At 46.1% G+C, this 13,206-nt stretch carries 15 protein-coding genes and 1 pseudogene; 7 read left to right on the top strand and 9 right to left on the bottom strand.

Annotated elements, in window-relative coordinates; all coding sequences use genetic code 11:
• Positions 1–69 precede the first annotated feature (69 nt).
• The 6 genes and pseudogenes from ACYVUT_RS10860 to ACYVUT_RS10835 form a co-directional block, all read right to left on the bottom strand.
• Positions 70–792, bottom strand: a complete 723-nt coding sequence (locus ACYVUT_RS10860) for a helveticin J family class III bacteriocin (protein WP_484500867.1) — start codon at positions 790–792, stop codon at positions 70–72.
• Between the two features lie 353 nt (positions 793–1,145).
• Positions 1,146–2,231 carry an RNA-guided endonuclease TnpB family protein gene (locus ACYVUT_RS10855; protein ID WP_484502057.1) on the bottom strand — a complete coding sequence of 362 codons (1,086 nt, stop codon included), beginning with the start codon at positions 2,229–2,231 and terminating at the stop codon, positions 1,146–1,148.
• Positions 2,232–2,349: 118 nt separating this feature from the next.
• Positions 2,350–2,604 (bottom strand): hypothetical protein, encoded by a 255-nt coding sequence (locus tag ACYVUT_RS10850; protein WP_484502027.1) that lies wholly within the window; start codon positions 2,602–2,604, stop codon positions 2,350–2,352.
• A 138-nt stretch (positions 2,605–2,742) separates the two neighbouring features.
• Positions 2,743–3,567: a hypothetical protein gene (locus tag ACYVUT_RS10845; protein WP_439775205.1), complete on the bottom strand. Its 825-nt coding sequence runs from the start codon at positions 3,565–3,567 to the stop codon at positions 2,743–2,745.
• A gap of 111 nt (positions 3,568–3,678) precedes the next feature.
• Positions 3,679–4,776: a BMP family lipoprotein gene (locus tag ACYVUT_RS10840; protein ID WP_201331776.1), complete on the bottom strand. Its 1,098-nt coding sequence runs from the start codon at positions 4,774–4,776 to the stop codon at positions 3,679–3,681.
• 183 nt (positions 4,777–4,959) lie between these two features.
• A pseudogene (locus tag ACYVUT_RS10835) lies at positions 4,960–5,058 on the bottom strand (DUF4352 domain-containing protein); the annotation flags it as partial.
• A 424-nt stretch (positions 5,059–5,482) separates the two neighbouring features.
• Here ACYVUT_RS10835 and ACYVUT_RS10830 point away from each other — a divergent pair.
• Positions 5,483–6,874 (top strand): IS4 family transposase, encoded by a 1,392-nt coding sequence (locus ACYVUT_RS10830; protein ID WP_484499835.1) that lies wholly within the window; start codon positions 5,483–5,485, stop codon positions 6,872–6,874.
• Positions 6,875–6,913: 39 nt separating this feature from the next.
• Here the strand turns inward: ACYVUT_RS10830 and ACYVUT_RS10825 are convergent, their stop codons facing one another.
• The 3 genes from ACYVUT_RS10825 to ACYVUT_RS10815 form a co-directional block, all read right to left on the bottom strand.
• Entirely contained in the window at positions 6,914–7,354 is a 441-nt protein-coding gene (locus ACYVUT_RS10825) for a hypothetical protein (RefSeq protein WP_484502026.1), read from the bottom strand.
• 18 nt (positions 7,355–7,372) lie between these two features.
• Positions 7,373–7,543, bottom strand: a complete 171-nt coding sequence (locus tag ACYVUT_RS10820) for a hypothetical protein (RefSeq protein WP_002878348.1) — start codon at positions 7,541–7,543, stop codon at positions 7,373–7,375.
• 186 nt (positions 7,544–7,729) lie between these two features.
• On the bottom strand, positions 7,730–8,770 hold the full coding sequence (locus tag ACYVUT_RS10815; protein ID WP_439775202.1) for a serine/threonine protein kinase: 1,041 nt from the start codon (positions 8,768–8,770) through the stop codon (positions 7,730–7,732).
• A gap of 45 nt (positions 8,771–8,815) precedes the next feature.
• Here ACYVUT_RS10815 and ACYVUT_RS10810 point away from each other — a divergent pair, with 45 nt between their 5' ends.
• The 6 genes from ACYVUT_RS10810 to ACYVUT_RS10785 all read left to right on the top strand — a co-directional run bounded on the left by ACYVUT_RS10810 (position 8,816) and on the right by ACYVUT_RS10785 (position 13,164).
• Positions 8,816–9,226 carry a hypothetical protein gene (locus ACYVUT_RS10810; protein ID WP_439775201.1) on the top strand — a complete coding sequence of 137 codons (411 nt, stop codon included), beginning with the start codon at positions 8,816–8,818 and terminating at the stop codon, positions 9,224–9,226.
• A gap of 47 nt (positions 9,227–9,273) precedes the next feature.
• The gene (locus tag ACYVUT_RS10805) at positions 9,274–10,509 is read left to right on the top strand and encodes a GHKL domain-containing protein (protein ID WP_484499359.1); all 1,236 of its coding nucleotides are present in this window, start codon (positions 9,274–9,276) and stop codon (positions 10,507–10,509) included.
• A gap of 12 nt (positions 10,510–10,521) precedes the next feature.
• Complete coding sequence (locus ACYVUT_RS10800; protein ID WP_439775199.1) at positions 10,522–11,274, top strand: LytR/AlgR family response regulator transcription factor; 753 nt, start codon at positions 10,522–10,524, stop codon at positions 11,272–11,274.
• Between the two features lie 114 nt (positions 11,275–11,388).
• Positions 11,389–11,820 carry a hypothetical protein gene (locus ACYVUT_RS10795; RefSeq protein ID WP_439775198.1) on the top strand — a complete coding sequence of 144 codons (432 nt, stop codon included), beginning with the start codon at positions 11,389–11,391 and terminating at the stop codon, positions 11,818–11,820.
• A 125-nt stretch (positions 11,821–11,945) separates the two neighbouring features.
• Positions 11,946–12,689 (top strand): MFS transporter, encoded by a 744-nt coding sequence (locus ACYVUT_RS10790; protein ID WP_439775197.1) that lies wholly within the window; start codon positions 11,946–11,948, stop codon positions 12,687–12,689.
• Positions 12,655–13,164 carry a hypothetical protein gene (locus ACYVUT_RS10785; RefSeq protein ID WP_439775196.1) on the top strand — a complete coding sequence of 170 codons (510 nt, stop codon included), beginning with the start codon at positions 12,655–12,657 and terminating at the stop codon, positions 13,162–13,164. The genes ACYVUT_RS10790 and ACYVUT_RS10785 overlap by 35 nt, the downstream gene beginning before the upstream one ends.
• Positions 13,165–13,206: the final 42 nt, after the last annotated feature.

Here is a 13,206-nt window from a genome sequence, read left to right as displayed (position 1 = left end):
CCATCGAATGATGAGTGCCTTTGTGTTCTTGGCAAAATTAACGAATCAGGAAAGTTAGTTAATTAATTTTTACCAGGAAATTTCGTAGAGATTGTTGTACGCAGTGCAAGGATCGCCGTTTGAATCTAATGCGTGATAGGCAACGGTGAGATAAACATGATCTTCACCGATGACTTGCAAGCCTTCGACTTCAGAATGATAGCCCTTGTGGTCGATCTTGCCCCAATCACTCAAGTTGACGCTGATCCACTGGTCTGCAAAGGACCGCTTGTTGGTTGGGATCTTGATGATCTGCTTGTGGTGGGTTGTCCATTTTTTGTCTTTATATTTTGGAGCCAATTGACTAGAGATATAGATGTTGCCGTAATCATCCATATCAAAGCCTTGGTAGGAATTGATTAAGCTGCTTAAGTTAGGGTAATAGAACGACTCAAGATAGGCGATGTTACCCATATTAACGTAGTTATTGCCATCGCTAAGTGAGGCAACTTGGTCCAAAGCCTTGTTAATTGTACTCAGAGAGTAGATTGTGAAGTAGCCGTTGCCAGAAGAATCGATGGTTGCTAAGAGAAACTTTTGATGGTTTGGTGATACGGCAGCTTCTGCTCTGACAAAATCCTTTCCGGGATATGGATGACTGCCCGCACGGTTGAGGTAAGCTAAGCGGGGAAAGTCTGAATGACTGCTGTGACTTCCTTTTTGCGCCTTGATATCGACACGGGCGATTTGCTTATCCCATTTGTTCTTACGGGTATTTGTTTTCTTGACACCAATGAACCACTTGTTCGCCATACCAGCATATTCCGAATTCAAAAACATATCCATTAATATTCAAGTGAACACTAATGAACATATTCTTGTCCTCTAGCTGAAGCTAGAGGATTTTTTAGGCTTTTTCACGGGGAAATGCCTTGTGCGCTCAGTTGTATGTACCTCCACTAAAGTTTCCCTTAGCTTCTGATACTTTTATCATACGCACAGTCAAAGAGTTCGCCATATTTTGCTTAACAGAACCCGAAAGCTCAGTCTCACAAAACGGGCAGGAATATATCCTAAGTTTCCCTAGTGCCGAGGCTCTAGGGCAGCGCCCAGTCCATGACTTGAAGCAGGGACGAACCCACGCTTGTGACGCTTTGATTGATGGACTATGCCATCACTAACTGTTTGTTTGCGTAACGGTCTTCAAGAATCAACTTAACATTCTTGTATGGCATGTATTTCGTTATTTCTTTGTCATCCACTCTTTGCAAAATATTTACCGCTGCGGCTGTATTTGCGTTCATTTCTCCACAATTTGGACAGACAGCCATTTCATGATGTGCGCCTTTTCTTTCACTGAAATGTGCACCACATCTTGGACAGAACTGAGACGTATATGCTGGATTAACGTCAATGGTTTGAATTCCCAGACTGCCGCATAAATACTCGATACGTTTATCCAGTCTTCCTTTAGTCCATGACGATAACTTCCGTCTCACTTTTGCTTCATAGCGGTTTGATGCTTTAGGCAACTTTTCCTTAGCAAAAGTCAGATCTTCCTTGACAAGAACATCTGGATCTTCTGCCACAAGCATCTGTCTAATGCTTGTGTTTATCACCCGCTCCATATTGCGTTGCTTTCTTTCGTGTTGGCGGTGGTAGAGCTTGTTGCCAAGATGGTGTTCTTCAAGACGAGCAATTTGGCGCTCAAGACTTCCAATGCGGTGTTTGATACGTTTCTTTGTCTTAGCTGAATAATCCTTGGCTAACTTTTCTTGCAAAGCAGACTTTTCTTCTCTTAATTCCTTAGCTGACTGTATGTACTCATTACGATTTGTATTGCGGTTATTGATCCGCTCAACTTCAGCACCTACCAGCTTGCTGAAATCTGCTCCATATTCTTGATCACTGCTGCATGAGATGAGAGTTGCCAATCCCTTGTCCATACCCAGTTTCTTCCGTGGCTTGCGGATCTCATGAGCAACAGCTTTAATAGCACGATGAACTTCCAGCCGCTTCTTGTCTCGATCAAGAATGAGCTGGATATCGCCGCGTTTCTTCTTATTGGCATAGCAGTATGGTCCTGTCAGCTTAAACTGCTTTTTCTTTCTGCATTTGCCGTAAGCAGTGAACAGCTCATCCAATTCTTTTAGTTCGTCACCAGTTAACTTTACAGTATAAGCTCTGACTGTCTTAGTTTGGTTTCTTCTCTTTTTTCTGGTCATTTTTGGAAACGACTTTCTTTTTACGATCTTACGTTCGCGTCTAGCCGTATTATATCACAACAGCTCGTCCAAATACATTGATAACATGACCTAGAATATAAAAGACTACAAATAAGCATTAGTAGTCTTTAATTGCTATTTTTGACTATATATTTTTACAGCTGTTGACTTCCCAAGTTTGCGTGTGGCCTGCAGCGACATCACTCAAGTGTAAGATGGTCTCAGTCATATCACCAGTTTTACCGCGTACGACGTAGGTGTCTTCTTGCTTGTTTCTCAACTGAAGGCAATAAATGTAAGTTGAACCAACATTAGCTTTTTGAACGGCTGAATGATGGTGTGGATTCAGCTCTACTGTCTTCTTGAGCGAAATGCTCGTGGTTTCTTTAAATTTAACCATAAAAATTAGTCCTCCTATCATAAATTTGTACACTGGCTTCTGCCGGGTACAATGTAATTTTAGCACAAAAGTTTAGTTAAGGCAACAAGTGTTCGAGAAAACAGAATAAGTCACGATAAGGTGACTTATTAGTATAGATCAGTCGTCTTGCTTACTCTTTTGAGTCTTAGCTTTCTCAGCTTTTTTATACTTGCTTTCTTGCCAATTGATATCGAGTATGTTGATTCGATAGTTAGGATGGTTATCTTCTTCGATGTCCCAAAAAAATATATCGCTATCTTTTTTTCGTAAATTGCCCAAAAGGATATACGTTCCTGTATAGCCATGACCGGTGCCTTTTAAACGTGCATAGTATGGCTGGTCGGCATCCCAGAAAGGAAATCCATCACTGTCAGTGAATTGCCTAAGGCCATCGACCATGACGTAATCACCGTATTTATATTTCTTTTTAAGATTAGTGATTTTCTTGGTTTTGCTGTTAAATTTAAATGCGTATGTAGTTTCATCAATCATGGCTTTTTCGCCATTTGAATATTGAGAATGGTTGTTGATCTCTGAAACGTTTCTGGCTTTAATATAGGCTCCATGGCCAATGTAGTAAAAGTAGTGGCCATTGATTTTCTTATAAGGCAGCCAGTATTTTTTGTCAATTTCATAGGTATGATATTTTGTACTATGGAGGAAATAATAGCGGACGTCTTTGTCTGTCCGTTCAACCTTTTTTCTGGTTGTGTAGACGTAACTGCCCTTCTTTAGATAGCCGAGGGGACCATAAAGCCCGTTAAACCAAGGCATCCGGTTGCCATAACGGTCATAGACATAGCTGTTACAGTTTAACTGCAGTACGACTTGGCCTTTTAGGTAGGGCGTATCGTATGCGGCCTGCACAGTGTTTGCAATTAAAGCAGAAAAGCCTAGCGAAAAAGTTAAGGCAAACAGTGTGTTACGTAGCTGTTTGAGCATGGTTGTCACCTCTTTTATAAAAGCGCTTTCTTAATATAATTATAACGCAAGGGCGAAGAAAAAAGGCACTCATCGAATGATGAGTACCTTTAAAAAATCTGCTGTTTGAGATTACTTCAAGTCGCTTACGCTTTCAGCAACCTTAACCTTGCCGTTCAAGATTTGCTTGCGGGCTGCTTGAACCTTGCTCCAAGTCTTGGAGTCGATGTTGCCCTTGGTTACAGAAACACCATTGCCTTCAAGAGTGTAGACAAAGTGCTTGCCGCCTGGGAACTTGCCTTGGTATGCCTTTTCAGCAAGACGTTCAACAGCAACGTCCAGGCCCTTCAGAACTGAAGTCAGAACGAAGTTGCTCTTCTTGCCGTCCTTGGAAGTGTAGCTACCCAGGTTTGATTGGTCAACGTCAACACCGATGACCCAAACCTTCTTGGAAGCCTTGCGGTTCTTGTTGATGTCCTTGGCTTCAGTGAAGACCCCGTTACCAGCGTTGCCGGCTGCGTGGTAGATGATGTCCGCGCCGCTGGCGTACATTGATTGAGCGATTGACTTGGCCTTGTCAGTTGAAGTGAAGTTACCGATGTATTGATCGTCAACCTTGATCTTCTTGCCCAAAGCCTTGGCACCTGCTTCAACACCTTGCTTAAAGCCGGCTTCGAACAGTTCCAGGGTAGCTGACTTGGCACCACCGATGTAACCTACGTGGTTGGTCTTGGTAGTGTAAGCAGCAGCGACACCAGCAAGGTATGATGCTTGGTTGCTTTCGAAGGTAACTGAAGCAACGTTCTTTTGGCCGCTGATCACGTCGTCGATGATCACGAAGTTCTTCTTAGGGTTCTTCTTGGCAGCGGACTTGATGGCGCTGGTCAGTTGGTAGCCGACACCGAAGATGGTTTCAAAGCCGGAGCTGGCAGCTTCGTTGGCGTTAGGAGTAAAGTCGGCGGCTGATGAAGATTCAAAGTATTGGTAGCCACCCTTGCCTTGCTTCAGACCGTGCTTCTTACCGAAGGCCTTGAAACCATTCCAGGCAGCTTCGTTGAAGGAGTGGTCGTCAATGGCGTTGTTGTCAGTGATAAGCGCGATGCTGTGCTTGGTGGTCTTAGTACCAGTTGAAGATGATGACTTCTTGCCTTGGCAGGCAGTCAGCAGAACTGAAACTGAAACAGCAGCAGTAGCGATGGTTGCTAACTTTTTAAATTTAGAAACAGACACGTGATTTCCTCCGTTACAACACGAATGTTTGTGTGACAATCGCGAAAGATGTTTATTTTTATCTTAGTTTATTATAGTGTAAAAACAGAAAAAAGCAACAACATAAACGAAATTCCGAACTGCTTTTTGATAGCGGTTAACAAAAAAGCGAAACCTGGCTCTCGCAGGCTTCGCTTTCGCGGTTTATTTGAGCTTGAATTTAACCGTATTGTCGTTCCAAATTGAGGTCTTGTACTGCAGCTGCAACTTTTTGGCGGAAGTCTTTGCTTCGCCAACCAAATTTCTTAAAGATCAAGCTGTCTGTTAGGACAAAGTGATAGTGAAATCAAAATCGTGGTCTAAAGAATCATCACTAAAGTCTTGGCCACTCGCGTCAAATTTCACGCGGACACTGTTGACGTTTGAAATCTTTTCGACTGGGACAGTTACTGTTCCTTGCTTTGTTACGTTCTTTGAAATATCGCCATCCCAACTTTCAGTGGAATCTGCTCCGTGCTGTTCACCATTGGAGTAGATATATGTTCCTTGAGTCGGGTAAACTGAAACATCAGCTTTGGTCTTAATTACTTAAACTTCCCACTTGCAAAAGTGGGCTAGTACCTTGAAAATTCAATAGTTTTGCCAACAAAAAAGCACAAGGCCTTCGTTCGCTTGATATAATTAAGTCGACCAAAACATCATCAATATCAAACGAAAGGCTTGTGCTATGTCTAGTTTACCATCATTCGATACTGAAAACGAACCTAAAATTGCCCGCTCTGTTGAAAAGTTCTTTAAGGACTACAAAGTTATGGAGCTTCTCCGCAGATCTGGGCTCCGCAAGTCCAAAGGAGTCCCGCTTTGGTCGATCCTTTCATACATCTTCAGTAATGTGTTTCGAGACAGAAGCATGTACATGCAACAGAAGTCTGGCAAGTGTACTGCTGGCTTCTCCAAAAATACCTACTATCGATTCATGCAGAACCCACATATCAACTGGCTTCGCTTCACTATTCTGCTAGCTGAGAGGATCGTCAATGGGCATCTGAAAGATCTGACCTCTGACCAACGTGCGGATTGCTTCGTCTTTGACGATTCGCTCTACTCCAGAACTGGATACAAGAAGACTGAGCTGGCTGCCAAAGTATTCGACCACGTTTCGATGACCTACAAGAAGGGGTTTCGGATGATGACCATGGGTTGGACTGATGGATCCTCCTTCGTCCCAATCGCTTCATCTCTCCTGTCCTCAAAGAACGATCAGAATGTCATCGGGACAACCAAGAAGATCGACAAGCGCACAATTGCGGCCAAGAGGCGGATTATGGCCCAATCAAAGGGGACCGATGTAGTTATCCAGCTGCTCGATCAAGCCTTGAAAGCAGGGCTCACTGCCAAGTACGTCATGTTTGACACTTGGTTTTCCAATCCGCATCAGATTGTCCAAATCAGTCAACGTGGTTTGAACGTAATCGCCATGGTGAAGAAAAGCTCCAAGATCACATACGAGTTCGAAGGAAAGCGGATGAACGTCAAGCAGATCTTCAACGCATGCAAGAAGCGTAGAGGTCGCTCAAGATATCTCCTGTCCGTCCCTGTAAAGGTTGGAGATCCTGCCAAAGATGGTGCCCAGATTGATGCCAGAATAGTCTGTGTGAGAAATCGCTCCAACCGCAAAGACTGGATCGCTCTTATTTGTACGGACATGACGATCGATGAAAATGAGATCATCAGAATTTACGGCAAAAGATGGGACATCGAGGTCTTCTTCAAGACCTGCAAGAGCTTCTTGAAGCTTGGCACTGAATACCATGGACTCTCATATGATGCATTGACTGCCCATACGGCTTTCGTCTTTCTGCGCTACATGTTCATGTCAGTTGAGAAGCGAGACGATGAAGACGATAGGACAATAGGCGAGCTCTTTTATTGCATGGTAGACGAGCTTGCGGACATCACTTTCAATCACTCGCTTCAGATCCTGGTGGAAGCCATGTTCGAGAGTGTGAAAGAGATCTTCCAACCAACAGAAGAGCAGATGGAAAGGTTCACCAAAGCTTTCATTTCCCGCCTCCCGAAGTACATGCAAGAGGCATTATCGCCATCACTAGCAGCTTAATTGAATATTTACTGGCTAAACTATTGAGTTTTCAAGGCTTCATAGTTCTTTTTGGTGTGGGAAGTTTAAGTTAATTACGTAATGAATCTGCATGAAACCTTGAATAGTAAATTTGCCATCGTTGGCACTATCATAATTGTAGGCCTTGGCTGTCTTGTACAAAGTAATGCTGTCGACAGATACGCTGCCGCCGGCCCAGCTGTTATTCGTATAGTTCGGCTTAAAGGTCTTTTCCGAAGAAATTTCGTAATTTTTATAGCTGACAGTCAGAGTTTTCTTAGCATTATTTTTCCCAGAAGACTTGTCGTCAGTAGTGCTCTTAGAAGAACTCTTTGATGAACTGGCTACAGAGGCTTCGTCACTGGAGTCGTCACTCGAAGAAGCGGCAGAGCCGAAGATGTAGCCGACAAAAAATACGAAAATGAAGGCGATGGTCACAGCCCACCATTGCTTGTAAAATGGCTTTTTATTGGACTTCATGGCAAGATCCCCCCGGCTCTAAGACTCAGAACTATTCAGCTTGTTGTTAACGCTTAAGAAGCCGAATCCCGACAACAGGGCGGCAAGAGCGCCGACAATACATGCTACGCCAATATCACCGAACATCATCAGCCCGATGGCAATACCAATAACGCCTAAAATGATTAACAGAATTCCAACTACTTTCATCTTATCCTCTCCTTAACCAAGTGACTTAATTGATGCTGAAAGCTGAAAGTCTGCTAGCACACATTCCATTTTTGCCTAAAGCGGCTCAAGCAGAATTCTCAGCTAAAAAAGTCTCCATCTTGCATGGGTCAGCATCCAGTTTAAGTGTAGACTTTTAAAGAGAAGGATTGGTGGGCAGGCAGCCCACTAATGGCCAAAAGATGAAATCGCTACCGATAAGGCGGCTAAAGCCGTGGTCAAAACCGTGGCCACAAGCAGGTAGCTGATGATGATCCCGCAGGCCCGGGTAAATTTGGACTTGGATGAATGGAAAAGGCACATGCTCTTGATATTGCGGTAGTTGCAGGCAAACAGGACGATCAAGAAAAGAACCATGAAAAAGGACAGGCGGAGCAGGAAACGGTCAGCCGCTGAGTCGCTCTTGGCGTCCATATTAAAGGAACTAAACAGCATCAATAAGTAGCCGCAAGCAGCTGTAAGCATGCGGGCGGGCTGATGGCCGCGGAAGCCTGGCAAAAGCCAGCTGGACCGACCTAAGCCAATAATCGCGTCCTTAAATTCCTGGGCGCTTTGGTAGCGTTTCTGGCTGTTGATATGGGTGGCTTTTTCAATGATTTCCCGTTCAGGCCCTTGATAAAGCTGAACGCTGGGCAGGCAGCCGGTATACAGAACGTTCATCAAGACCCCGACCGCATAGAAATCGCTGGCTGGCCCGCTTTGGCTGAAGCCGAATTGTTCTGGGGCCGCGTAGCCTAGTGACCCTAGGACGCGGGTGTCGCGGTCGGCATCTTTCTGCATGTTCCGGGCGATATCGAAGTCAGCCAGGATCAGCTTTTTGCCATCATAAAAAATATTCTCCGGCTTGATGTCCCGGTGAATGATCGGCGGCGTCTGCTGGTGCAGGACCGCGAGGACGTCCAGCAGCTGGCAGATCAAGTCGTGGATCTGGGCAGAAGTGAGCTTGTGGGTCTCTAAGTACTGGTCGAGACGGGGAGAGTCGATGTATTCTTCGATGACGGTCAGGCGGTCGCTTTTTTCCAGGCAGACAATCTTGGGAATCGCGGTGTCCAGCTCAGCCAGCTGTTCATATAAGGGAGCGTACTCTAAAGGAAGGACCCGCTCGATATAAGGCGTCGGGTTCAGCTTTTCAACTTTGAAAATTGCCTTGTCGTCCGTTATTTTAATGGGAACAGGATTAACGTAATCACTTATTTTTCCTTGCTTCATCTTATATAAAATCTTTCTGCCATAATGGTAACAATGGGGGTAAAAATGGAAACTGAAAAATTACTCGCTGCTTTGAAAGCAGATCATATTTCTAATGTACTAGATCAAGTGGTTGATTACAATTTTGCCGGTTATTTGAACAAGCTGATCGAAGACAAGGGGGTCAAGAAAAGCGAACTCTTCAATGAGGCCATGATCGAACGCAGCTATGGCTATCAGATTTTGAAGGGGCGGCGCCTGCCATCAAGGAATAAGGTTTTGTCCCTGGCCCTCAGCTTGAAATTGTCTCTGGCTGAAACCAACCGACTGCTGTCTTTGAGCGATAATGGTGCGCTTTATGCCAACGTAAAACGGGACGCGGTCTTGATCTACTGTTTGGTTAGGGGGATGTCGGTGATCGATACTGACCAGCAGCTGGCAAATTACGGCTACCAGAGCTTGAACGAAGAAGAATAATAGAGTAGGATGGCGGATATTAGTTGTTGGAGGAGGAAAGGGTGAAAATGGAAGAGCTGGTATTGATTGCTTTAGCAGCTGTTTCAGCTTTGTTTGAGCTGACAAGTTTGGCTAGATTAATGCATGTGAGTTGGAAAATAGAAGACCTGCTGACGGCCGCGGGCTTGGGTGTCTTGACTTTTGAATTTATTCTGGCGAAAGAGGCAGACCAGCAGGTCGCCTTGTATCTGGCAAACATTGTTTTGCTGCTGTCGGCTTTTTACTTTTACCATCGGCAAAACTGGCAAATGCTTCTGTTTTATGGCTTGAGCGTGGCTTTGGGGAACCTGCTGCTTTTACAAGCGTTTCTCAAAGCTGGAAGGAGCTCTTTGCTGCTTATTCTGGCTTACGCGGTTTTGGCATTAGCGGCAGAAGGCTGGCGGCGGCTGAATGAAAAAAGGCATAAGCAGCCGGATTATCTGCTGAAAATATATCTGCTGTCTAGTCTTTTAGCTTGGGATTTCAGCTTGTGGCTGTTTGGCTGGTCAGAGGCCAGCCTTTTGATCTTGCTGCTTTTGCAGGGCTGCTTGACCCTGCTGGTGTTATTGGCCAATCAGCGGGACTATGAACGGCAGCTGGCTGACCAGGAAAGAGAGAACTTGCGCAGCTATCTGCAGAGTGTCAGAAAGAGCGAGGAAGAATTGCGGCGCTTTAAGCATGACTATCAAAACATGCTGCGCAGCTTGGAGCTTTCTTTAAAGAATGACCAGGCTTCAGCTGCCTTGGACAGCTTGAAAAAGTACTCTGATGACATTTTGGAAAGAGAAGAACTGTGGCAGTTCAAGGACGTTGACCGGATTGCTGACCTGCAGCTGCAGAGCTTGGTGATTGCCAAGCTGCAGGAACTCCGCCGCCAGCAAATCCGCTATGTTTTCGAAGCTCGGCAGATGATCGAAGTCCCAGCTGGAATTGACGTATATGACTTGATCAGAATCGTTGGGATTGCTTTTGACAATGCCATTGAGGAAAGCATTTTATACAAAGCTGGTGGACAGGTTCCTGTTGTTGAGATCATGTTTTACCGGGATCAGGAAAATTCTCTGGAATTTACCATAAAGAACAAGCTGCGTGACCAGCAAAAGGAAGATTTACCGGTTTTCAGCCAGGCAAACTTTACCAGCAAGCGGGGACACGCGGGTTTGGGGCTGAGCAATGTGCAGGAGCTGCAGAAGAAATACGCGAATTTGTTTGTTGAGTATCGAATTGAAGGAGACAAGTTCATTTTTGCGCTGACTATCGCGTGATTAGGGGGAAAGATGACTGAAATTCTGGTATGTGATGACGACCTGTTGCAGGCTCGGTCTTTGGCAAAGACGGTCAAGCTGGCGGGAGAATTTTTAGCGGAGGATTACGGACAAAGCGTTTCTGTTTCAGCAATGGGATCTCCGCAAGAAGCTTTGGCTTACGCTGCTGACCGGCAGGTTCAGCGGGGAATCTATTTCTTGGATATTGAATTTGCCAAGTCAGAAATGGACGGCTTGGACTTGGCTGAAGCGCTCTTGCGTCTTGACCCACAGGGACAGATTGTTTTTGTAACCACGCATTCGGAGCTGGCCTTGCAGACTTTTCAGCGAAGAATTGGTACGCTGGACTATATCGTAAAAAATGCTGATTTGGATAGTCTGCAGGAGAGGGTTGTGGCAACTTTGCGCCTGGCACTGGAGAGGCTTACGCGGCTGAATTTGGTCAAAAAGCAGACTTTTACCTATAAAGTCGGCCGGCAGCTTAGAAATGTCAACACTGATGACGTCTACTACGTCGCGACGACGCCATTTCCACATAAGCTGCAGCTAGTCGCGAAAAATCTGCGGGCGGAGTTTGTCGGCAACCTTAAGCAGCTTGACCAGGAATGTGATTTTTTGCTAAAAATCTCCCAATCTTGCTTGATCAATCCTAAAAATATAGCTGAGATAGACCTGCGCGCCAGGACTATCACTTTATTTGACGGGGAGAAGCTGAAATACGCGCGGAGCTGTGGCCGCCAGCTGCGGGAGCTGAAGCAGAATTGACCGATTATGACGGTTAAATGACTGGATTTGAATTTCTTGCCCCTCTTTTTTGCGCTGAAACTATAATTCTGATTAGGCCGAAAGGATAGTTCGGATGTAAAAGGGAGGAAAGAAATGAATAGCTTGTTTTGGGTAAATTTGTTGATCGGCTGCGGGATGCTGCTGAGCGGCTTTAAGCAGTTGCCGGTGACTTTTAGCTGGCGGAAATTGGCGGTGATTTTTCTGGCAAGCGGGAGTCTACTCCTGGTTGAAGGGATGCTGGTCAGAAAAGAGTTCGAAACGGCGCTGGTACTTTTTGTGATCGCGGCTCTCTATTTGCTGCTGGGCCTTGCCGGCTTGGTCATGATATTTGTTAAAAAGGACCGGCAAGCTTTCACCAGCGAAGATTGGCGCGATTTCGCGGCCGTCTTGATCATCAGCGCCTTGCTGGCCTTCTACTTTTTGCGGGATGCTGCTTTTGACTTATCCAGCATGCTGCTGCCAGAAGCAATGTTTCTCGCTGGCCTGCTCCTGGTCTCTTGGGCTGTTAAAGCCGGGAAAAATTGATTAATGTAAAAGTGCTGAGCGAAGGCTCAGCACTTTTTATGTCCATTTCCAAAAAAGATACCATTAGCATAAAAAAGAGTATATTTTCAGTAAAGAATGAAAAGTTAAAGCAAGGTGAGTGAACAATGAAAAAAGAAATTCCAACCCTGCCCTTCAATTCCTCGCAAGGAATGATCATGCTGGCCGCCAGCATCTATAGCGTAGCCCTGTCCTTCATAGTCCAGGAGTATGTTTCCAGCCCCGCGGTCAACAGCTTGGTCAACAACATCAGCGTTGCCGTAAGCGTGGCCTTTGCCCTGGCTATCGGCAGCTTCGTTGACCAGCATGGTGCCTGGCGGATCCTTTTTTTCACCACCTTGCTTTCTGGAATAGCCTGCCTGCTTCCGCCGCTGATTTTTGACCTGGACAAGGCGGCCTTCATCGGCGTCTTGATTGTCGTCGACATTGTCATTTCCGTTATCAGCGAGTTCGACAACGCCGCCAGAACCGTCTATATCGTCCGCAAGGAGAACCGGGAGGCCATTCCTTTGGTGCAGCAGGGGATCAGCTCGCTGAACTCTATCGCCTCAATTGTCGGTTATCTGCTGGTTTTCGTGACCCTCAGCTTCGTGGCTTTGCCCAACTATCTCTACCTCTGCGCCGCCCTTTACCTGCTGGCCCTTTTAATCTGGCTGCGGGTGCCGGCTGACCAGGTTGTGGCTGATGCCCAACCCTCCTTCAGCTTTTCCATCTTGGCCCGCGACATCCGGGAATCAGTCAGCATCGTCTTTAAAAAAAGGCATTGCCTTGATCTTTGCCGCCGAAGTCCTTTTTACCTGCCGGAACCAACTGGTCATGAGCCTGGTAATTTTAAAAATCGGCCGCTATGATCCCAAGTTCAAGTCAATCCTGGTGATTGGCCTGGGCATCATCTTAGCCGTGGCTGTCGGTGCTGGCCTCAACCGGGCCGTGGTCAGCCTGCCTGCTGGCCACAAAAAGCTCTCTGTCCTTGCCTTGATCGTCCTTTCTGCAGGGGCAACCTACCTAAGCGGCGGGGCAGGCCGCCAGCTGTCTCCCTTTGTTTTCGGCCTCCTGCTTGGCAGCATTTTTGGTACCGGCATCCCCGTCTACACCTACCTGGAAACCAGCCGGATCATGAAAACTCCCGCCGCCTACCAGGGACGGAGCACGGCCTTGCTCCGCTTCGTGGGCATCTTTTTGACCTTGATCATGGCCCTGGCCCTTAGCTTCTTTGAAGGCCGGGTAAAGAGCAGCGTGGCCCTCTACTTCTCAGCTGGCGCCATCATCCTCCTCGTCATCTTCTGCCTGGTATTGCTCCAGTCCAGCCGCGAAAAAAACGCCTAATACGCAAAAAAATCTCTGAGCTACTCGCTCAGAGATTTTTAT

This window comes from Lactobacillus sp. WILCCON 0059 (assembly GCF_057197985.1).
This window is presented reverse-complemented; position numbering and strand designations above follow the sequence as displayed.